At 54.9% G+C, this 21,765-nt stretch carries 16 protein-coding genes and 1 pseudogene; 9 read left to right on the top strand and 8 right to left on the bottom strand.

Annotated elements, in window-relative coordinates:
- Positions 1 to 96: 96 nt before the first annotated feature.
- Together ACLHDD_RS19655 and ACLHDD_RS19650 are read left to right on the top strand one after the other, a co-directional pair.
- Positions 97 to 933, top strand: coding sequence for a type 1 glutamine amidotransferase domain-containing protein (locus tag ACLHDD_RS19655; RefSeq protein WP_427105508.1), 837 nt, complete (start codon positions 97 to 99; stop codon positions 931 to 933).
- 193 nt (positions 934 to 1,126) lie between these two features.
- On the top strand, positions 1,127 to 2,116 hold the full coding sequence (locus ACLHDD_RS19650) for a zinc-binding dehydrogenase (RefSeq protein WP_427105507.1): 990 nt from the start codon (positions 1,127 to 1,129) through the stop codon (positions 2,114 to 2,116).
- A 388-nt stretch (positions 2,117 to 2,504) separates the two neighbouring features.
- Here ACLHDD_RS19650 and ACLHDD_RS19645 read toward each other — a convergent pair whose 3' ends face one another.
- Positions 2,505 to 3,791, bottom strand: a complete 1,287-nt coding sequence (locus tag ACLHDD_RS19645; RefSeq protein WP_427105655.1) for a methyl-accepting chemotaxis protein — start codon at positions 3,789 to 3,791, stop codon at positions 2,505 to 2,507.
- 396 nt (positions 3,792 to 4,187) lie between these two features.
- The gene (locus tag ACLHDD_RS19640; RefSeq protein WP_427105506.1) at positions 4,188 to 5,396 is read right to left on the bottom strand and encodes an aldose 1-epimerase family protein; all 1,209 of its coding nucleotides are present in this window, start codon (positions 5,394 to 5,396) and stop codon (positions 4,188 to 4,190) included.
- Between the two features lie 359 nt (positions 5,397 to 5,755).
- Here ACLHDD_RS19640 and ACLHDD_RS19635 point away from each other — a divergent pair, with 359 nt between their 5' ends.
- From ACLHDD_RS19635 to ACLHDD_RS19615, 5 genes are all read left to right on the top strand, one after another.
- Positions 5,756 to 6,319, top strand: a complete 564-nt coding sequence (locus ACLHDD_RS19635; protein ID WP_427105505.1) for a peroxiredoxin — start codon at positions 5,756 to 5,758, stop codon at positions 6,317 to 6,319.
- A 24-nt stretch (positions 6,320 to 6,343) separates the two neighbouring features.
- Positions 6,344 to 7,585: a protein-disulfide reductase DsbD family protein gene (locus tag ACLHDD_RS19630; protein ID WP_427105504.1), complete on the top strand. Its 1,242-nt coding sequence runs from the start codon at positions 6,344 to 6,346 to the stop codon at positions 7,583 to 7,585.
- 71 nt (positions 7,586 to 7,656) lie between these two features.
- A complete protein-coding gene (locus ACLHDD_RS19625; protein ID WP_427105503.1) occupies positions 7,657 to 8,208 on the top strand; it encodes a sigma-70 family RNA polymerase sigma factor in 552 nt (183 codons plus the stop codon).
- Entirely contained in the window at positions 8,195 to 8,836 is a 642-nt protein-coding gene (locus ACLHDD_RS19620) for a DUF1109 domain-containing protein (protein ID WP_427105502.1), read from the top strand. The genes ACLHDD_RS19625 and ACLHDD_RS19620 overlap by 14 nt, the downstream gene beginning before the upstream one ends.
- Before the next feature lie 197 nt (positions 8,837 to 9,033).
- Positions 9,034 to 9,444 (top strand): GFA family protein, encoded by a 411-nt coding sequence (locus ACLHDD_RS19615; protein WP_427105501.1) that lies wholly within the window; start codon positions 9,034 to 9,036, stop codon positions 9,442 to 9,444.
- Between the two features lie 16 nt (positions 9,445 to 9,460).
- Here ACLHDD_RS19615 and ACLHDD_RS19610 read toward each other — a convergent pair whose 3' ends face one another.
- Together ACLHDD_RS19610 and fdhF are read right to left on the bottom strand one after the other, a co-directional pair.
- Complete coding sequence (locus ACLHDD_RS19610) at positions 9,461 to 9,946, bottom strand: DUF1641 domain-containing protein (RefSeq protein WP_427105500.1); 486 nt, start codon at positions 9,944 to 9,946, stop codon at positions 9,461 to 9,463.
- Positions 9,946 to 12,917 (bottom strand): annotated as a pseudogene (gene fdhF, locus ACLHDD_RS19605) (formate dehydrogenase subunit alpha). The gene ACLHDD_RS19610 and the pseudogene fdhF overlap by 1 nt, the downstream one beginning before the upstream one ends.
- A gap of 778 nt (positions 12,918 to 13,695) precedes the next feature.
- Here fdhF and ACLHDD_RS19600 point away from each other — a divergent pair.
- Both ACLHDD_RS19600 and ACLHDD_RS19595 read left to right on the top strand, forming a co-directional pair.
- Positions 13,696 to 15,636 carry an autotransporter outer membrane beta-barrel domain-containing protein gene (locus ACLHDD_RS19600; RefSeq protein ID WP_427105499.1) on the top strand — a complete coding sequence of 647 codons (1,941 nt, stop codon included), beginning with the start codon at positions 13,696 to 13,698 and terminating at the stop codon, positions 15,634 to 15,636.
- 482 nt (positions 15,637 to 16,118) lie between these two features.
- Positions 16,119 to 16,940, top strand: a complete 822-nt coding sequence (locus ACLHDD_RS19595; RefSeq protein WP_427105498.1) for an alpha/beta fold hydrolase — start codon at positions 16,119 to 16,121, stop codon at positions 16,938 to 16,940.
- 187 nt (positions 16,941 to 17,127) lie between these two features.
- Here the strand turns inward: ACLHDD_RS19595 and ACLHDD_RS19590 are convergent, their stop codons facing one another.
- From ACLHDD_RS19590 to ACLHDD_RS19575, 4 genes are all read right to left on the bottom strand, one after another.
- Positions 17,128 to 18,108: a LacI family DNA-binding transcriptional regulator gene (locus ACLHDD_RS19590; protein WP_427105497.1), complete on the bottom strand. Its 981-nt coding sequence runs from the start codon at positions 18,106 to 18,108 to the stop codon at positions 17,128 to 17,130.
- Between the two features lie 60 nt (positions 18,109 to 18,168).
- Positions 18,169 to 19,230 carry a sugar phosphate isomerase/epimerase family protein gene (locus ACLHDD_RS19585; RefSeq protein ID WP_427105496.1) on the bottom strand — a complete coding sequence of 354 codons (1,062 nt, stop codon included), beginning with the start codon at positions 19,228 to 19,230 and terminating at the stop codon, positions 18,169 to 18,171.
- Positions 19,227 to 20,486: an MFS transporter gene (locus ACLHDD_RS19580; protein WP_427105495.1), complete on the bottom strand. Its 1,260-nt coding sequence runs from the start codon at positions 20,484 to 20,486 to the stop codon at positions 19,227 to 19,229. Before ACLHDD_RS19580 ends, ACLHDD_RS19585 begins: the two co-directional genes overlap by 4 nt.
- Positions 20,487 to 20,628: 142 nt before the next feature.
- On the bottom strand, positions 20,629 to 21,540 hold the full coding sequence (locus ACLHDD_RS19575) for a DMT family transporter (protein ID WP_427105494.1): 912 nt from the start codon (positions 21,538 to 21,540) through the stop codon (positions 20,629 to 20,631).
- Positions 21,541 to 21,765: the final 225 nt, after the last annotated feature.

Below are 21,765 nucleotides of genomic sequence, written 5' to 3'. Positions count from 1 at the left end.
GGGCACTTTATCATCTTTAACCGATTCAATAGAGTGACTTCGACGGTGACCCTCACCGCAACACCACACATCGCAGACCCGTAATGAAAGGTTAAAATGAAAAAAATTTTCAAAACGCTGGCGCTTATGCTGCTGGTAACCAGTGCAACCGCCTTTGCGGCCAGCAAGGGCGAAGTACTGGTTTTGCTCTCAGGTAAAACAGAATTACCGCTGCAGAATAACAAGACGTTCCCCTCGGGCTATTATCTGAATGAATTTGGCGTGCCTGCCGATGCGCTGATCCGGGCAGGCTATCATTTAACGGTCGTCACCCCGGATGGCGCTCAGCCACGTGCCGACCAGCGTTCACGCGATGCGCTGTACTTTGGCGGCGATGTTAACGAGATGCACCGGATTGAGGGCGTGGTCAGTGCGCTGACGCAGGCCGACCAGGTGAAATCGCTGAAAACCGTTCTGGCTGCCGGACTGGGTAACTATGACGCGCTCTTTATTCCCGGTGGTCATGCGCCGTTGATTGACCTCTCGAATAATCCGGAGGTCGGCAGACTGCTTCGTGATTTCCATCGGACAGGAAAGCCAACCGCAGCCATCTGTCACGGCCCGATCACTCTCCTTGCCGCGCAGGATGATCCGCAGGGCTATGAGCAGGGGTTGGTGGCAAACAGAGACGTCAGCGCAGATCACTGGATCTATCGCGGCTATAAAATGACCATCTTTGCCGACGAGGAAGAGAAAATCTTCGAGGCATCTTTAAAAGGCGAAAAGCTTCGTTATTACCCGGCCAGGGCGATGAAGCAGGCGGGCGGGAACATGAACTTTGCCGCCGCCTGGCAGCCGCATGTGGTAATGGATCGCGAACTGATTACCGGGCAGAACCCGTTCTCAGACCATCTGCTCGCCTCGGCATTGCTGAAGGCGCTTGCAGCACGATAAACGGGTTTTCCGGCTGTCTCCGCACGGTAACCGGGATGAGCTATAAACAGTATCAGAGACCGCCGGCGGTAACGCGAAGAGGCGTTGCAGCCGGAATGGTCAGCAGGGCGACTCTGTCCTCTGTCACCGGGGACCTGGCGGGCTGCTTACCAAAACCTCTCTCTTTCTCTGACCAGAATCAAAGGAACCATAAATGTATAAGACAGACGCGTGGACCTGGCATCGCAATCCATCGCCCCTTCAGCTGAGCAAAGAAGAAAAATCATTAGCGCCGGGGGACGATGACGTGTTGGTCGAAAATCGTGCCGTTGGCCTTAATCCCGTCGACTGGAAACTGATGGAAGGGCTGTCTCCTGCCTGGCAGGCGGGCCAGATCCCGGGTGTCGATGGTATGGGGATTATTGTCGCGACCGGTAAGAATGTTGCGCATCTCCGTCAGGGCAGCCGGGTGATGTACCATACCGATCTTCGCTATCACGGCAGTTTTGCACGCCATACCGTGGTTAAGGCGAATGCCGTCATTGCCGTGCCGGATAACATCAGTGATGCCGCCGCCGCATCGCTTCCCTGTCCGGGGCTGACTGCCTGGCAGGCCATTAAAAAACTGCCCGATATTGCCGGGCAGACCGTACTGGTTAACGGTGCAGGGGGCTATGTGGGGAATCTGATTACGCAGCTTCTGATTAACAACGCCGCCCGGGTATATGTCACCGCCAGCGAGCGTCATCATGAAAAACTCTCTGCCCGGGGCGTGATTCAGGCTTTTGACTACAAAGCGTCAGGCTGGAAAGAGGATTTTCGTCGCATGCTGGGTGAAAAAGCAGTGCACGCGGTGTTTGACACGGTAAACCAGCAGAGCGCGATCTCCCTCGCCGGATTACTGGGCTATTATGGTCATCTCGTCTGTGTTCAGGACAGAATTGAAACCGCGCCGCTGCCGGCGTTCACCACCAGTATTTCGTTACACGAGATCGCACTCGCATCCATTCATGCCTACGGAACAGCACAGGATTTAAGTCAGCTCCGTCTGGCCGGTGAAACGCTACTAAAGCAGGTCGGCAATGGTGAGTTACATCTCGCAGCGCCAGAAACGGTAACCTTTGATGACATTCCGGCGGCGCTGGAGAGACTCAAGCGCAACAACGATGGCACCAAGTATGTGGCGCTGATTGCACCGCAGTAAGGGGCTGACGCGCGTGTAGTTCAGTTAACGTTCCGCGTCCGTTATGGCGGCGGTCGCGGAAAAGCCATAGGTACATAGCGGAGGGTGTCAATGAGAGCCTGGGCTATTAATGCGCACAATCTATCTTATGTTAAATTAAGTTTATCGACGGCTTATCACGCTGCCGCTCCGCTCCCTTTCTCTTTACAAACGGCATCCGCATCAACGCTACGGCACCGGACACCACGCTATTGAGCCAGTATTAACACGCCTCTCAGGAAACCGGTCAGTGTGCTGCGGACAAAGCCCCTCCTGCAGCTAATGACGGTGTCTGGCTCTTTTCGTTCACAGGATGCACTTCATCTGCAGCTGCAGTGCTCGCACAAAGACGCGCTTAACGCGGATCCGACTAAGCATTAAGCTGATGGATGACGGTCGAAAACGCATTTACGCCACTGTTAATTTCCTGGAAGCTTCTGCCCAGCTCGGTGATTTTGTCATTTTCACGGGTGATGATGCCCTTAATCTCGTCGAGCTGATGGTACATGTTACTGATAAGCCGGTTGTTCTCTTCAATGACTGCGGTGATTTTCTGGGTCGATGACGAGGTGGAAGCAGCCAGCCGCCTGACTTCGCCTGCGACAACCGCAAATCCTCTGCCCGCTTCGCCTGCCCTCGCGGCTTCAATCGCCGCATTCAGCGCCAGAATATTCGTCTGAGAGGTAATGCTGCTGATTGTTGAGATGATCTCACTGATGTTCACCGCAGATTCGTAGAGCTTTTTACTCACCGTCACAGCCGCTTCTACCTTGTCCGAAACCAGCATAGAATTTTTGACAGTTTCCGTTAACACATCGTTGGCATTATGCGAAATCTGCGAGGTTTCTTCAGAAGTCGTCACCGCAATGTCAGCAATCCTGCGTGCATTTTCGACCCTGACCGTAATGTCAGAGGCGATTTTGATCACTTTATCAACTGTGCCGGTAGCGTTAAGGACGGGCGTATAGTTTGCTTCGAGCCAGACACGTTCTCCGGCCGCGTTTTTCCTTTCGAATCGCCCACTGAAAGAGTGTCCACTGCGGATTTTCGCCCAGAAATCGGGGTTTTTCGTGTAAAAATCATTAAAACAGAATATCCGGTGATGTTTGCCGACAATATCACTGCGCTGATAGCCCATGAGATTCAGGAAATTGTCATTGGCGTCTAATACTTCACCTTCAGTTGTAAATTCGATTAACGCCATTGAGGCGTTAATCGCACTGATAATCGCCTCTTTACTCTTGAGCTCTTTATGTTCTTCCGTGATGTCACTCGCGATTTTTATGACCCGCACAACCTCATTATGTTTATTTTTGACCGGGAAATAGGAACCGCCAATGTAAAAAACGGATTTATCTTTTCTGCAGCGTTCGAATACACCATTTATCGCGTTTCCCTGTGACAATGACTGCCAGAAACTGGCGTATTCCGGTGTCTGCGTGTAGGTGCTCTGACAGAATGTCCGGTGATGCAGACCTGTCACTTCACTCCGGGAGAAGCCCGTCATGGCGAGAAAAATGTCATTTGCCTTAATAATATGACCCTGAGGAGAAAACTCGACCCAGCCCATCGCACCTTTAATTGCGCTGATGTCATCAACCATTCCAGCGGCATCAGATTTCATCGTTCTCTGGAAGACTTCATTCATGTTGAACATAAAAACCTCAGCAGATGACTGCAATGTATCGTTATTTTTCATTGCTGTATTGCGGCGCATAAAAACAAAGGCAGATACAGGCAAGAAAATCCTTTAAACGCATTGAGCGGCACCGGGATCCCGCTGCAGACCGGAAAAATCACACGGACCAGGCGCAGCACAGGAAAACATAGCTTCTGAGTATTATCGGAAATACCTGACAAGACTTTAGTGGACATTAACTGTTAAGAAGGGTTGCTTATTCAGGCTGACAGACGTTGTGTCGCAGACCTGCATATCTGCTTTTAACCAAAATCCTGGGAAGACTGGTCACTCTTTTATATATCGTCAGCGGACGCTGACATAATCGGGGTTCCGGAAAATCCCGACACGGCGGTGTCGGGATTAGCGTACGGCTTACTCTTTCGCTATCGGCGTTTCACTTTCTTCAATTTTTGTATCGCCCTGAATGGTGCTGATACGTTTTTCCACCTCATTAACCTGTTCACTGCTGTGCAGCAGCGTGTAGGTCAGATCAAATTGTGTGCTGGCTCCGGGTTGTAACTGCTTCACGCGTTTCTGCTCGCGCTCCACAGTTACCGGATAAGCATAACTGGTGCCTGGTTCGATGCCGGTCACATATCCCTGCTTCAGGGTATCGGTGTTTTTCCACAGCGTCAGTACGGGCAGCTGGCGGGTATCAAACTGAATCGACGCGCCGCTGTTTCCCGCCTTATTGACGACCGCAGCCACACTCTGATGGTTGCTGTCAGAGAGCGGCTTGATGTTGAAGACCATCTCATCAAAATCTTTTGTCGGCCCTTTATAGGTCTGCCACGCTTTCAGCCCGGTTTTGGCGTAATCATTGAACGGGCTGATCCCTGACATTGGCGCGATAAAACGGGCGCCCTCTTCCAGGATGGGCTGACCGAAGTTGCTGTGGTAGATGATCTGATAATCGTGCGGATAGTCGGCATGATTTGTTAACACATCATGCAGGCTGAAACTGTTGCTGCCGGGCACGTAGCGCAGTTCGGTCATAGTCTGCAGATCGGTTTTCTTGAAGGTGCTCTCTTTGATCAGGCCACGAATGCGGATTTCGTGCGGGGCCGCATCGGCCACTTCCACTTCCAGTTCAGAAACCGGCGTGTTGCCTGCTTTACCGTGCAGGGTATAAATACGCCCCTCACTGGTTACCGGATGGCCGGTCCACTCATAGCCGCAGCGCACCATCATTTCATTGAAGCCGTCCAGCCAGCCCAGACCGTTACGGCTCTCAAGGTTGATATAGGCGGGATTGACCACCTCTTTGACCGGCGAATCCCAGCCCATGCGGGAGCCAAAGCCTTCAACACGTAACAGGTTCATACCCCGCGTGGGACTCAGCGTAATGGTCAGCCCATCCTGACTGTGGATGGTCAGAATTTTACTGCCCTCCTGCTTGCCGCCATGCAGCACCTTCTGCTCGATGCTGAACGGCTTACCCTGTGCTTTCAGCTCGCTGCTGGTGATCTTCCAGTTTCCCTGTCCGGTGCCCTGTTCAGCACTGGTCAGCACCCAGGTTTTCGCAGCTGCTGAGCCAGAAACCAGAACCGCCAGCATCGTTAACGTCAGTTTAATCTTCATCCTTTGCTCCATTAGCTGAATCGTTTTTTCATTCTGTAAGCAAAACCTACTGAATTGAGCCTTTCAGAACCGTGACCCTGCTCACCTGAGACTAAATTTGTGGTTTTCAGGCGTAGTAATGTGGGCTGAATCACATAAACTCTGGAGAATCAGGAATAATAACGGCGCATTATGTGACGTGTACGGCCACAAGCTTTACTCGATTCAGCCGTTCCGGCCCGCCAGAAAATCAAACGGACGTTCACTTCCTGATAAAAATCCGTAAAAAATTTTCAAACCTGCGCAACTTTTTCCATTTTTAAGCGAACCTGTTAACAGAGGCAGCAGACAACTCCGTCTGTTCGTCAATGGAGAGAGTAATGCCAATGAAAAAGACCCTGAAAACCCTGGCCGTTGCGACGCTGCTGGCACTGAGTGTTCCGGCCACCTCCGCTTTTGCGGCTTTAGAAGCCGGTGAGAAAGCGCCTGACTTTAAACTCGATGCCGCGCTGGCCGGTAAATCGACCACCTTCTCTTTGCAGCAGGCCCTGCAGAAAGGTCCGGTAGTGCTCTACTTCTTCCCTGCGGCTTTCAGCGCAGGCTGTACGCTCGAAGCGCACGATTTTGCTGAAGCGACCGATGAATTTAAAAAGCTGGGGGCGACAGTGATCGGTGTGACCGCAGGCAATACCGATCAGATTGCGAAGTTCTCGCAACTGGAATGCCGCGACAAATTTACCGTGGCCGCCGACCCTGGCGCGAAAGTCGCGACAGAATATAAGAGCACCATGGAGATGAAGGGTCAGAAGGTCTCAGACCGCACCTCTTACGTCATTGCACCGGACGGCAAAATCCTGATGAGCTTCACTGATAAAAATCCGGATACGCACATTCAAAAAGCGATGGACGCCGTTAAGCAGTACCGCCAGGCCAATCCGGCTTAACTTCATCATCTGAGCAGGTAAATCATGCTGACTGCGATTGCAGCCGCCTTTCTCGGCGGCATTATTCTGAACCTTATGCCCTGCGTGTTTCCGGTGATCTCGCTGAAAGCACTGAGTCTGATCCGCCATCATGAAGCGCCAGGTCATGCCCGTGCAGAGGGGCTGGCGTTTCTGCTGGGTGTGGTGGTGACGATGATTGCCCTGACCGCCGTGCTGCTGCTGGCCAGGGCGGGAGGCGCATCGGTCGGCTGGGGATTTCAGCTGCAATCGCCGCTGGTTATTGCCGCACTGATTCTGGTGATGCTGGGGTCGGCGCTGAACCTGCTCGGGCTGTTTGAAGTGGGGCTGTCGATACAGCGCGTGGGCGGCATGGGCGGCGACCGGGGCGGGCTGGTCGGCTCCGCCCTGACCGGCGCGCTGGCGATTATCGTCGCCACGCCCTGCAGCGCCCCTTTCATGGCCAGCGCGGTCGGCTATGCCCTGACCCAGCCTCCGCTGGTCAGTCTGGTGATCTTTGTCGCGCTGGCGCTCGGTTTTGCTGCACCCTTCACCCTGATTTCGTTCTTCCCGCTGCTGGCACGCATCCTGCCTAAGCCCGGTGCGTGGATGATCACGCTGAAACAGGGGCTGGCGTTTCCGATGCTGGGTGCGGTGGGCTGGCTGATCTGGGTGCTGGAACGACAGGCCGGATCGGCGGCGCTGGCTGCGATCCTGATCTGCTGTTTACTGCTGAGTTTCGCTGCCTGGCTGTATGGCATGGCGCAGAAACGCCGTATGATGGGTCAGCGTCATGTGATGCTACATGTTGCAACCGCATTCTTTGTGGCGCTGGTGGTCGTGCCGCTGATGAATCTGAATCGTTTTGCCAGCGCACCCGCTGAAACGGCGGCCGCTTCTGAGGCTGCTGCCGCAGTTGCCTGGTCGCCGCAAAACGTGGAGGCAATCAAAGGTCAGGGCAAGCCCATTCTGGTGAACTTCACCGCGTCCTGGTGTATTACCTGCCAGGTCAACGATCGGACATCGCTGTCGACCCAGGCGGTGAAAGCCGCGATGGCGCGCACCAGTACGATTTACATGGTCGCAGATTCCACCAAATACAATCCTGATGTTGAGCAGGCGCTTAGCGACTTTGGTCGTGGCGGATTACCGCTCTATGTGGTCTATCCCGCCGATGGCGGCAAACCGGTGGTGCTGCCGCAGGTGCTGACGCCGGGGATTGTGATTTCAGCACTGGATCAGGCGACAGAAAAAGGAAAGAAAACCTGAAACTGATGACGACAGGCCTGGCTGATGCGTTACCGCAACAGCATAACAGGATGGTGAGCTGCTGATTCCCGATGTCTGAGCGTGATCAACGCGCGCAGTGGCCAGCTTTAATGGCCCGGGCGCAGGCAGGTGACAAAACTGCCTATAACCAGGTACTGAAGGCGATGGTTCCGGCCATCCGGGCACTGGTGCGCAAAAAAATCCATGATGAAGCGCTGGCAGAGGATGTCATTCAGGAGACGCTGCTGGCCATTCATCGGGTACGGCACACTTACGATCCTGATCGCCCGATCCTCCCCTGGGTTGCCGCTATCGCCTCAGCACGGACGATCGATATGCTGCGCCAGCATGGCCGTTGTCAGGAAGTTCAGGATGAAGAGGCGCTGCACGCCCAGCCCGCCCAGTCTGCGGACGCCGCTGAGGATACGGAGCGTCTCTCCGGCTATCTGGCGACCCTGCCGCAGCGTCAGCGGGCCATCGTCGAATCGGTTCATCTGCGTGAACAGAGTCTGGCGCAGGCCGCCGCCGAAACCGACCAGTCGCTCTCTGCGGTTAAATCCCTGCTGCATCGCGCAATGATTAATCTTCGTAAATTCGGACGGATGCATCATGAGAAATCATGACCAGTTAATTAATCAGCTTACTGCTTCCGCGCAGCCGGTCCGGCGCGTCTGGCCTACCGCCTGGCGCGTTGCGGGCTGGATCGCGCTCGCACTGCCCTGTGGCGCACTGACCAGCTGGGCATTTCATAGCCGGCTCACTGACTGGTCACAGCCTGGCGCCCTCTTCGCGCTGGTTGCCCTGCTGATGGCACTTATTATCGCGGGCAGCACGCTTGCCGCCGCCTTTACGCTCAGTATTGCCGGCAGAAAACCGGTCAGCCTGCGCTGGCTGCTGCTGCTAATAGGCATCTGGCTGGCGCTGAACCTGGTCAACCTGTCATCAGAAACCCCAACAGCGGGGGCGGCCCTGTTGGGTGAAGGTATCCATTGCTATCTGTTTATGCTGTCGGCCAGCCTGCCCATGATGCTGATGTCGGTGTTTGCCCTGCAGCGTACCCGCTCACTCTATCCCGCACGCAGCCTGGCGCTGAGCGGCTGCGGCAGTGCGTTTACTTCGTCGATGCTGCTGTCGCTTTGCCACGATACCCACCTGCATCTTATCGATTTCTTAATGCATCTGGCGGCAGGCATAACGATTGTGGTGCTGACAGTGGTAGCAGGTCACCGCTGGGTCCGGCTAGGCGATTGATCGCAGACAGTGTCTGTTCGCCCTGAAAACAGGGTGGCTTGATTCCGTCTGCTATAGCAGGCATCAGGCCGCAAAACTTCGCCTTCTCTCTGCAGTGCCCCGCCAGTGCGTGACAAAAAATCCGTCTTCGGGGCGGCCAGATCCCCTGTGATGGCATAGGCTGAATGGGGGCCACTTTTCTATGACAGGAGATGACGATGGACAATGAAATGACAGGACGCTGCCACTGCGGCGCAGTGGCATTCCGGGTGACACTGAAAGACGGATTTAGCACAGTGCGCCGCTGTAACTGCTCATTTTGCCGGATGCGCGGCGCGGTGGTGGTGTTTGCAACCAGAGTGGACGTGACGCAGGGCAAAGCGCAGCTGACTGAATATCGCTTCAATAGCAAGGCAGTGGGACATTACTTCTGCTCAGTCTGTGGTATTTACACCTTTCATCAGAGCCGCTCGCAGCCCGAACTGTCTGGAGTCAACGTCGCCTGTCTGGAAAGCGTTTCGCCCTTTGATTTCACTGATGTGCCCGTCTCCGATGGCATTAATCACCCTAAAGACGGTGGCGCGGGGGGGGTCGCCGGTCATCTGGTCTATACCCCCACGCCAACCTGAAGCCTGACAGGCTGACCTATTCCCGGCTGCTTTTGCCGCTGAAGCGGGTGATCGGTTTCTGCTCCTCGCGATCAATCTGCTGCGAGAACACCTCCAGCGCCGCAAATATCGGGCGCAGCCCACGCCAGAGTTCTTCATCCCTGAGCAGGCGTATTATGCCGCGAATACCGGGCGCGGCTTTTTCCTGCCGGGCTGCGTCGCGGGCCGGTTTCACGGCCATTGCCGCATCGCGAACGGCGAGCAGCAGATGACTGAACCGTTCCGGCGGGACAGTGCCCAGCGTCATCATCAGCAGTGAGAGGTTCTGGAGGGCGTTCTGGGTGCCGGGCTGATTAAGCCCGGAAAGCAGAATCTTTCCCACTTCGCTGTTGGACTTCACCAGATCGTTCGCCAGCCTCAGGAAGCCATGCTGGTGGAGATTTTCGATCAGCTCATCCATCGCTTCACGGGCAGTGGGTTCAACAGGTGTTGGCGGGACCTGATATTTTATCCGTTCTGCCATCAGAATTTCTCCGGTTTTTCAACATGTTCAGGCGGTTCGCGGTAGCCTTCCTGCTGCCATTTCTGCTCGACAGGCAGATGTGACAACGGTGTCCGGCTGCCATGGCGGAAATTATGCAGTGGCAGAGGATCAGGCTGCAGCCGGTGATCGATGCGCTGCATGTTAACGGCCGTTTCTTTATAGGCAGGCGTATTCACGTCCGGATCATGATGTTCACCAGTCAGTATATTGAGTCCATCTTTACCGTGATGAATCGGCATAAACAGCACATTACCCGCGACACGATCCGTGATGACGACCGGTACATCCAGCGCGCCACGCCGTGAACTGATGCGAACCCACTCGCCTTCACTCAGCGAACGTGAGGCGGCCAGCTCGGGTGAAATCTCAACAAAAGCATTAGGCGACAGCGACATAATACGCCCGCCCTGACCGGTCTGATTCATCGACTGGAAATGCTCCAGCATCCTGCCATTGTTCAATAGCAGATTATAGTCTGCATCCGCCTGTTCAGCAGGCGGCTGCCAGCTCAGCGGATAGAGTCGGGCTTTGCCATCGGGGAAGTTAAACCGTTCGGTGTAAAGCCGCAGCGTGCTTTCTCCGGTGGCGCTGACCGGCCAGAGTTGAGACCGCCAGCCAGCCAGTTGCTCATAGCTGACCCCGGCAAAGATGTCGGCAATCCCTGCTGCCTCAGCCATAATTGCGCCCGGATTCGGATAGTTCCACGGGTGCCCAAGACGGGCGGCAAGGTCGGTGAAAATCTGCCAGTCCGGACGGCAGTCGCCCAGCGGCTTTAACGCCTGTGAGAAGTGCTGAATTCGCCGTTCCGTGTTTACAAAGGTGCCCTCTTTTTCCACACTGGGCGCACCCGGTAACACCACATCGGCGAATTCGGCCGTATGTGACATAAAGATGTCCTGTACGACCATAAAATCCAGCCTGCTGAAGGCAGCATGGACGGACGTCAGGTCAGCATCCGCAAAAGCAGTATCTTCGCCAGTGATATACATAGCACGAATTTTGCCTTCTCCGGCCTCCTTAACCATTCTGAAGTTATCAGCACCCACCTGACTGGAAAGCGCCTCTGGCGAGACACCCCATGCTTGGGCCCATTTGGCCCGAACCGCTTCGTCCGTGACTTTCTCATAGCCCGGATAAAAATTACTCAGGCAGCCGAAATCGCTGGCCCCCTGTACATTATTGTGGCCACGCATCGGATAGCCGCCGGTGCCAGGCCGGCCATAGTTGCCGGTGACCAGCAGCAGATTTGACAAGGCCGTGCTGGTATCTGCCCCGTGGCTGTGCTGGGTAATGCCCATCGCCCACAGTATGCAAACGCTGCCTGCCTGGCCAATCATCTCAGCCGCTTCAGTCAGCTCAGACTCACTCAGTCCGCAGACTTCACTGGCCCGGGCCAGCGTAAAAGAGTTGAGCGAGGCGCGATATGCTTCGATGTTATTCACCCGCTCTGTCAGAAAAGCCTCATCCGCATAGCCGTGGTCGAACATATATTTAGCCATTGCCGAGGCCCACACCAGGTCCGTACCCGGATGAATGCGCAGATAGCAGTCGGCACGCTCTGCCATCTCATGACAACGCGGGTCGACGACCAGTAGCTTCTGGCCATGATGTTTATGACTCTGTTTAATGTGTGACGCGATCACCGGATGGTTTTCAGCCAGATTGCTGCCAACCAGCACAATCAACCCGGCCTGCTGCAGGTCACTGATCGTACCGGCGTCCCCCCATAGCCGACGGTGCGAAACAGCCCCTCTGTGGCCGGGTTCTGACAGTAGCGGGAAGAGTTATCGACATTATTGGTGCCAAAGATCAGGCGGGCGATTTTTTGGGTCAGATAGGCCTCTTCGTTGCTGGCTTTACTGGAGCCGATAAAGCCAATTGCATCGCCTCCATGTTGCTGCGCAACGCCGCGTAGTCCATCAGCCACCCGCTGCAAGGCTTCATCCCAGCTGGCGGGCCGAAAACGGCCATTCTCGCGGATTAATGGTGTTGTCAGACGTTCCGGACTGTTAACAAAATCCCAGCCAAATTTTCCTTTCACGCAGGTAGAGATGCCGTTGGCTGGCGCGTCAGCGAGCGGTTGTATTTTGAGAATGTGTCGATCACGGGTCCAGATTTCGAAGCTGCAGCCAGTGCCACAGTAGGTACAGACCGTTTTAGTGCGTTTGATCTCAGACTGGCGCAGCGCCACATCGATCTTAGAGACGCCGGTAATGGGCTCCATGCCGATGCTGTTTTCCAGTGACTTCACAACGTCGATAAGGGGCCGTTTCAGCCCCTCATCCATCGCGGTAAACGGGCCTGCGTCGGGCTGCATGGTTTTTTCCAGCAGGGCATTGCAGGGGCAGACCGTCACGCAGTGGCCGCAGCTGACGCAGCTCGAACCGGCAATTTCCGTTCCGCCATCCCAGAGCACGCGCGGATGCGCCTGGGTGTAGTCGATCGACAGGGTTTCATTAACCTCAACGTTCTGACATGCCTCAACACAGCGCCCGCAAAGAATGCACTGGTCTGGATCGTAGGTGTAGAACGGATTGGAGTGATCTTTGTTATAGGGTTTAGGCTGGTGTGGATAATACTGAATCGGAATATGCATATCCGCCACCGCGTTATGCAGCGTGCACTCGCCAGTGTTGTGTTCGCAAACGGTGCAGTAAAGCTCATGGCGGTTAAGCAGCCGGTCCATACCCTCCTGCTGGGCCGCTTTAAGCGCAACGCCTTCGCTCTGAACCATCAGGCCCTCTTCGGTACGTAGCGTGCAGCCCCGGACGCGCTCGCCATCGGCATCCACCCAGCAGACATCGCAACTTTGCAGTGGCGACAGCGCCGGGTGATAGCAGACATGCGGTAATTTTTTTCCGTGAGCATCCAGAAAATCAATCAGCGGCTGATCTGCCAGCCCTTTGAGTCGTTCACCATTAAAAGTAATGGTGCAGTAGTTTTCACTCATATACGCCTCATGACGATATCGCCTGTTCCTTGCGGCTGGAAAAGGTCCCTTTATTTAAGGGGTTACTTCACAAGCTTAGTGAGGATTAACGACTCCGCCATGAATACCGCTACGCTTAATGCGGTTACTCTCTGATTAATCACGTTTTTTTAAATGTAATGACATCTTACCAGCCAAAACGCACGGCGGAACTCTCTGCAAAGAGGCTTACTTTTTTTATGCGAGACATTTAAAACGCGGATGTTCAGGTCTGTATTGTATATAAAATATTAGTATGTTGTAACTATAAACGTACCTGTTAAAGCTTCTGTGGCATATTCTGCAGGAAATATAAATTATTCTCTTTTTCATATCGATGTTGCGACATCGTTTTTTCATGCTGCCTTGACAACTGAAAAAAATTATATATTTTTGCAATGTGCAAGGACGCACAAATCACCGAAAGAAATAACAGGGATGTTTATGAAAAGCCAAACTGCACGCCCTCTCATTCTTCTTAATCTGCGTTTTTTAACTCACCCGATAACAGCTGTTTTTTCCGTACCAAAAACTATTCGAAATTATTGCGACAGGGCTATTCCGCCCCGGACTGAGCTTGTCAGTCATGAGCCTGATCGCCTATCTGCACTCTTTCGCCGGAATAATGACGCCCCCGGACACGTATAATAACGTGCCGGCTTTAGTGTTATCCGGGTTATGGACTAAATATCAGACCTGAGAATGAGCGGGTGCATCCTCCTCCGGCTTTTTTAAAATCTAATTTATAGGGATATAAAGCATGGCCATTTTTAGTTATAAAAAAAGTGCGTTATCGTTAGGCATCACCTCTTTTATTATCGGGCTGACGCCTCCGGCCTGGGGTCACGATTACAGTGATGAAGAAATATTGTCTGGCTCGACATACTGTGATGCGGAACTCAGCTTAACTCAATCGCCCCCCGTCAGCCGCCTCACGCTGACCGGCAAGAGCAATCTCTATGTGCAGAATGATGGGTTAGTCGCTGATTCCCTGGTGACCGACAATTCTCGCGTATCGCTGCTACGGTCAGAGGATGAGAGCCTGCTGGCGCATCCGGGTATTCGTAATACGACAGTTGCAGGATCCGGTGAAGTCAGCATGGGCACTGCGGCCGTATCAAGCGGGCAGCTATTTATTAGCCCCCAGGCTGTGTTAGACATTTATAGCACCGATCCCAATACCACCGATGTCACTATTAATTCACCGGCACCAGGTGCGGGCGTATATATCGAAAACCTGACGCTGGCTGGCACGATGGAAATTGGCCCCGCCTGGATAGGTGATAGCAACGATGGCGATGCGCCCCTGCCGGATAATATCGGCCCGGAGCTTGTCACGCGAATCGATAACCTGGCGATGCAGTCCGGTAGTGAAGTCAACATGCTGGCATATACCTCTGGAGCGCAATTTAATCATCTGGCATTAAAAACTCTTTCAGGCGAGGGTGATTTTTACCTCACCAGCAGCCTGGCTGATAGGGCCAGCGACAGAATTACGGTTTCGGACAAGGCAACCGGACGTTTCGGTATCTATGTCAGCGACAGTGGCCGGGAAATAACACAACCTCGCGATGTGCAGCTGGTTTATATCAACAGCGGCGATGCTCGCTTCAGTTTACTTAACAGGGGTGGGATTGTTGAAGCGGGCGTCTGGCAATATCGGCTCAGTAACAAAACAGAGAATGGCCATACCGAGTGGTTTTTAGTTGGAGGTAAGCCAGGCGAATCAGATTCGCCAGAGGCAACTGCGCAGGCAGACGTCAACCGACAGATCACTGAGCCGAAACCTCAGCTAAGTAATAGCGCGCAGGCGGTGCTTAACCTGGCTGCTGCACCCCGGATTATCCTGGAATCGGAAACCAGTTCGCTGCGTCAGAGAATGGGCGATCTGCATCGGCAGAATAGTGATACTGGCGTATGGGCGCGGTATCTTAATCAGAATAGCCGGCTCGATGACAAGGGTTACAGCGCTTTTCACCTCTCAATTAATGGTATGCAGATTGGTGCCGACAGTCAGCATGCTACCGATAACGGCAGGATCTTAATGGGTGCTTTTACCGCATTCAGTAAAAGTACTATTCAGTCCGATCGCGCCAATAATGGCAACATCCGAAGCTACAGTGGCGGTTTTTATAGCACGTGGCTCGACAATAATGGCTTCTATGCCGATCTGCTGGTGAAAGCTAACCATCTTAATAATGACCTGAACACCAGCATGAACAGCGGTAGCCGGGCCAAAGGCAACTACGATCAGACATCCTTCACCGCTGCCGCAGAAACAGGCTACACACTCGACTTAACGGGACCTTTAAGCGTAACGCCTTACGGACGATTCACTTATTCGCGGATCGGCAAAGCCAGCTACGTTCTGAATAATGGCATGGAAGCTAGCGTCAATGCCGCAAACAGTGTTCAGGGGGAAGTCGGTACATTAGTTGAGAGTGAATTCGATGTAATGAATCACAGCGTCCGGCCCTACCTCAAAGTGGCGGCTGCCCGTGAGTTCACTAATCGCAACCGGACAGAGATCAATGAGGTGGCATTTGATACGCGCTACTACGGCAACGTGGGCAAATATGGCGCTGGCTTAACCGCTGATGTGGCCCGGAACGCCTCGCTCTATACCGAAGTGACCTATCAGAAAGGGAAGAAGGTTGAAACGCCGGTTTATGCGACGGCCGGTTTCAGACTGAGTTTCTGACAGCCGTTGTGACCAATCATTAATACGCCCGCCATGCCCTGCATCGTTCAGGGCATGAAGGTTCGCTTTTTCCAGCACATTTCCGTCAGACGATAACTTTTCTGCGAAAACCCCTCCCTTGCGGATATCGCAATAGCCTCCTGCCCCTACTGTAAAACCGATGTCCATACGCCCCTGTCATGGTGAATTACACATATCGGATTACTATTGATGATGCGCAGATCCTTTTTGTCTTTATGAAACATGGCGAGCAGGCGCTTACCGGTGCACATTTCACAGCACTCCAGTGCGCTGACAGTCCGGTTCCTGATCAGAGGTCAAAAACCGGACGCATCCGTCCCGCGCGCGGCAGGCGCCTGCTTCAGCCATTAACGGCGTGTTGCCGGTAAACCGGGTGAAGCGTTCCCCCGAATTCGTTATCGGATGCTGCCTGCATGAGAAAGCGCCATATCCATCCATCACGTCATACAGAGGGCAATACTATGAGTACCTTTAATACGACAGACGGCACACAAATCTACTTTAAAGACTGGGGAACCGGTAAGCCTGTGTTATTCAGCCACGGCTGGCCGCTGGATGCCGATATGTGGGACAGCCAGATGAACTTCCTGGCTGAAAATGGCTATCGGGTAATTGCGTTTGACCGTCGCGGTTTTGGTCGTTCCGACCAGCCCTGGAATGGCAATAACTACGATACGTTCGCCTCTGACATCAATGACCTGATCACTCATCTTGACCTGCAGGACGTCACTCTGGTCGGCTTCTCCATGGGCGGTGGCGATGTCACGCGCTACATCGGCAACTATGGCAGCGATCGCGTCGCGGCGCTGGTGCTGTTGGGTGCCGTCACGCCAATCTTTGGGAAAACGGCTGACTACCCGCAGGGCGTGGATATGTCGGTATTTGAGGGGATCCGCGATGGCCTGCTGAAAGATCGCGCGCAGTTCATTAAAGCGTTCGCAACCCCCTTCTATGGCACCAACGCCGGACAGACCGTGTCCGAAGGTGTGATGACGCAGACACTGAACATCGCGCTGCTGGCCTCGCTGAAGAGCACGGTCGACTGCGTAACCGCGTTTGCAGAGACCGATTTCCGTGCTGACGTCGCGAAAGTGAAGGTACCGACGCTGGTAATCCACGGCAGTAACGATCAGGTCGTTCCGTTTGAATCGACGGGCAAGGTCGCCGCAGAGATGATCGAAGGGGCTGAACTCAAAGTGTATGACAATGCGCCGCACGGATTCGCGGTAACGCATCAGGATCAGCTGAATCAGGATCTGCTGGCATTCCTGAACGCACAGTGATGCAGAAAACTGCGCGGCGAAGGTCGCGCAGTAACTTCGCACAGGCTGAACAGGTCTGTCGGGCGATATATACGCCTTTCACCACCCACCGTCCTGACCACGAAATTCTCCTCTGAGCGTCTGCATACGATAACAGTCATGTGCCAGGCAGACGCCGTGGCCTGAAAAGAGGCTGAAGAGGCAATGGTCAGCTACTGGCCCGTACCACCAGCTCACCCTGCATGATCACGCATTGCGGCGGCACGTCCGGAAAGGCAATTTTCTGCAGCAGCAGCTCACAGGCCTGGCGACCAATCGCGTGAGAAGGCTGAGCCAGCGTCGTCAGCGGCGGTGACGTCATGTCAGCCAGCTCGCTGCCGTCAAAACCGACCACGGCAATATCCTGCGGTATCCGCAGCCCCGCCTGCTGAATCGCTGCCATGGCCCCGGCAGCCAGTGTATCGGAGACGGCAAACACCGCATCCGGTCGCACTGCGTCAGCCAGCAGCTGCTGCATGGCCACCCTGCCGGCGCTGAAACTCAGCTCGCTGGCATAGGCGATGGCCTGCCAGGTAAGATGCTGCTCATTAAGCTGAGCGGTGTAACCCTGCTGACGCAGGCGGGCGTAGCGGTAGCGCAGATCGTGATTAATCAGGGCGATACGCTGGCGTCCCCGCCCGGCAAGATAGTGCACCACCGATCGCGCAGCGGCTTCATCATCAATACCAACGCAGGCGATCTGCCCGTTGTCATCATGCTCAGCACACTGAACCCAGGGTGCCTCACCAATCAGCTCACTCAGTTCAGGCAGTCTGCTGAGGGCATTCATGGTGATGATGCCCTCAACGACCTTGCCAGAGAGCAGTTGCAGGCTGGATTGCGAACGCGCGATATCTGCACCCGAATTGCATAACAGGATGCGATAACCGTTTTTCTCCGCCCGCGCCTCAATCCCTTTGACCACCTCGGCGCAGAACGGGTTTGAGATGTCCGACACCAGCACCAGAATCATCGAACTGCGTGCGGTTCGCAGCTGGCGCGCCAGCAGATTGGGCTGATAGTTGCTCTCTTCAATTGCCGCGAGCACTTTCTGGCGATTCGCCGGTTTTACGCTGTCGCTGTTATTCAGTACCCGGGAAACCGTGGCGACCGATACTCCCGCCATTTGCGCAATCTTCTGTACAGACATAGCGATCCTTCTGGTTTACCCGTGCAAGACCGGCCCCTCTGCAAAGGCCGGGCTACCCCCTCAAACGTCGCGATCCAGACCTAACTGCTGCCGGACCGAAGAGGCGTTTCTGGCTGAAGCAAAATCGTCAAATGCGCGGTCAGACACCGGAATGATGTGGTTGCGAATAAACGCCGCCCCCTCGCGCGCGCCCGTTTCCCCCGCTTTCAGGCAGCATTCCCACTCCAGCACGGCCCAGCCGCTGAATTCATACTGCGCCAGCCTGCTGAAGATACCGCCAAAGTCGATCTGACCATCCCCCGGCGAACGGAAGCGCCCGGCGCGTGAGAGCCACGGCTGATAGCCGCCATACACGCCGCTGCGTCCGTTGCGCTGATACTCGGCATCCTTAACGTGAAAGGCTCTGATGTGCGGATGATAGAGATCGATAAACTGCAGATAGTCGATGTGTTGCAGAAAGAGATGGCTGGGGTCATACAGGATATGGCAGCGTGGATGCTGATTCACCGCCTGGAGGAAGCGTTCAAACGTAACGCCGTCATGCAGGTCTTCTCCGGGATGAAGTTCGTAACAGAGATCGACGCCGTGCTGGTCAAAGGTTTCCAGCACTGGCAACCAGCGCCGCGACAGCTCCGCAAACGCTTCATCAAACAGAGCCTCATGGTGCGGCGGCCACGGATAAAACCAGGGCCACGCCAGCGAGCCGGAGAAGGTGGCATGAGCGTGCAGACCGAGTTTTTCAGAAGCCGCTGCCGCACGTTTCAGTGTGGCGACGGCCCAGTCGGTGCGCCGGGCCGGGTCGCCCCGCAGCGCCTCTGGCGCGAAATTATTAAACGCGAGGTCATAGGCGGGATTTACCGCCATCAGTTGTCCCTCAAGGTGTGTCGAAAGTTCGCTGATCTCCAGCCCGAATCCTGCCAGCATGCCGCGTATGTCATCGCAGTAAGTCTGGCTTACCGCTGCCCGTTCGAGGTCAAAGATAGCGGGTTGATGACACGGGATCTGCAGCGCCTGATAGCCCAGTCCGGCGGCCCATTCCGCCAGTCCCGCCAGCGTATTGAACGGCGGCCGCTCGCCGATAAACTGCGACAGAAAGATGCCCGGTCCTTTGATGGTTTTCATCGGCGACTCCTCTGCTCTTTCATCGCCGGATCGCGATAGGTAAACGAAAAGAAGAAAATAATGGCAATCAGCGCGGCGGCAACGGCGGGAATCCACCAGAATATTGCCCAGCTCTGCGCGCTGGCGTGACCGGCAACCAGATGGTTGTAGAGCGCCCCCGAAATCTGCGAGCCCAGCAGCATGCCCATGCCATAGGTGAACATCACCACCATGCTCTGCGCCTGCCCTTTTACTTTTTCGCCGGCAATCCTGTCGGTGTAGATGAATCCCACCACAAAGAAGAAGTCATAGCAGATGCCATGCAGCAGAATCCCAAGATAGATCAGCGTGCGCGTCTCATCGTTCATACCCAGCGCAAACAGGGCGTAACGGACGAACCACGCGGCCATGCCGATCAGCAGCATGATCTTTACCCCCAGGCGACGGAACAGCAGCGGGATGATCAGCATGAAAACAATCTCTGACATCTGACCCAGCGACATCAGCGTACTGACTTCACGGATCCCGGCATCCGCCAGCCAGGAAGCCGTGAACGCGTAATAGGTGCCGAGCGGAACAGAGATCAGCGTGGCGCAGATCGCAAAGACCATGAAATGACGCTGACGCAGCAGCGCAAAGGCATCCGCACAGAAAAGATCGCGCATCTTCAGCGGCAATCCTCTGGCGGGGGCCGGAGTATGGGGCAGCGTCAGGCTGTAAATCGCCAGCAGCAGCGAGCAGAGCGCGGCCAGCTGAAAGACCGCCACGCTGTCAGCCACGCCGGTAACGCCGATAAAGATCCCCGCCACGATCCAGCCAATCGTGCCGAAAACCCTGACAATGGGGAAATTTTTCTCACTGCTGGCGAGACTATGGAAGGCGATATTATTGGCGAGCGCCAGCGTTGGCATAAAACAGAGTGTGTAGCCAAACAGGAGTGCAATCAGCCACGCACCGTTCTCTGCTATCAGCGCCTGCGGCACAAACCAGAGGATCGCCGCCCCCGCCAGATTCATCACCGCCATGACCTTCTGCGAAGGGAAGAAACGGTCTACGAGCATGCCCAGCACAAATGGCGAGAGAATCGAGGCGATCGGCCCTGCCGAGAATGCATCTCCAATCAGCAGCGACATATTATGGCGGGTCATGACCAGTCCCAGCGTGACCGACCAGCTCCCCCAGATAAAGAACTGCATGAACATCATCAGAGAGAGACGCGGCACCAGCAGCTTATGCTGCACCTGCTGGCCTGCATTCTGCTGCACCGTCACAATCATAGGCACCTCACCAATAAGTAATCGATTACTTTTGCTGTGTGCAGATAAAGTAATCGATTACAGTCTGGGTTTCCTCAGCCGCGATCACAAATTATTAACCGTGCGTAATTACGCCACCAGCGCGTATTACTCTGCTCCGATTTCAGGTTGTGACGTTAACGGCCTGCGCTTTGCGAAACCGGTAGCGTTCGTACAACACCGAATAGAGGCCCCCGGTAACCACCAGCGCCGCGCCGATGAGGGTGGTTGAGTTTGGCAGATTACCCAGCAGCAGATACCCCACCGCTACCGACCAGAGGAGCGTGGTGTAATCGAACGGGGCGAGTAATGAGGCTTCCGCGTAGCGCAGGCTCAGGGTCATGAGGATTTGGGTGATGCCCCCCAGCAGCCCGCACCCTATCAGCAGCGCCAGCTGATTGCCGTGCGGCACTTTCCAGCCGCCGGGTAACGTCACCAGCGACGTCAGTGCCGTGGTGACGGCGAACCAGAATGCGATAGCGCCCGGCTTCTCTTTACCATTCAGAAAACGGATCTGAACCAGCGCACAGGCGGTACAGAGTGCGGCCATCAGCGCCAGCAGGATACCCACCGACGATGACAGCGAGAAGCTGGCCTGACGCGTCAGCGTAAGGTGTCCGGAGAACATCACCAGAATGCCGCTGAAACCGGTAAATACGGCGACCCAGCGATGATGACGCACTTTTTCCCGCAGCAGCAGCGCCGCCAGCAGCACAGTAAACAGCGGCGCAGCATAGTTAATGGCGGTGGCATCGGTCAGGGAGATATAGAGCAGCGACAGGTAGCTGAAATAAAGGCCACCGGTTCCGGCGAGGCCGCGCACGACGTGCCCGCGAATATTACGGGTGCGGATCCCGTCCAGAATGCTGCCCTGAAAACGCAGCCAGATCAACAGCGGCACCAGCGCCAGCACTGAACGGAAGAATATCACCTCGCCCACGGGTATTGCGCCATCCAGTCCTTTTACACAGGCCAGCATCAGCGTGGAACTCAGCGCAGCGGTAATCTTCATGGCTATGCCAGCAGAAGCGTTCATCAGATTTGTTATCTCTTGATTGAGGAAAATACGCAGCGGAATCAGCATCCTTACTCACCATACTGGCATAATGCTGTGCTGCAATCTGCCGCGATTGCGCGGCAGACGGCATTTTATCTTTTTTTGACATAGCGTCACGGCATTAAGATGCACACGACTTACTGGCCAGTCTGGAAAACTCTGCCTTCTGCCCTGCTTCCGGGGCGTTGCCAACTGATGGGGAGC

Origin of the sequence: Pantoea sp. NSTU24, from assembly GCF_050157905.1 — a bacterium.
Taxonomy (GTDB): Bacteria; Pseudomonadota; Gammaproteobacteria; order Enterobacterales; family Enterobacteriaceae; genus Pantoea.
This window is presented reverse-complemented; position numbering and strand designations above follow the sequence as displayed.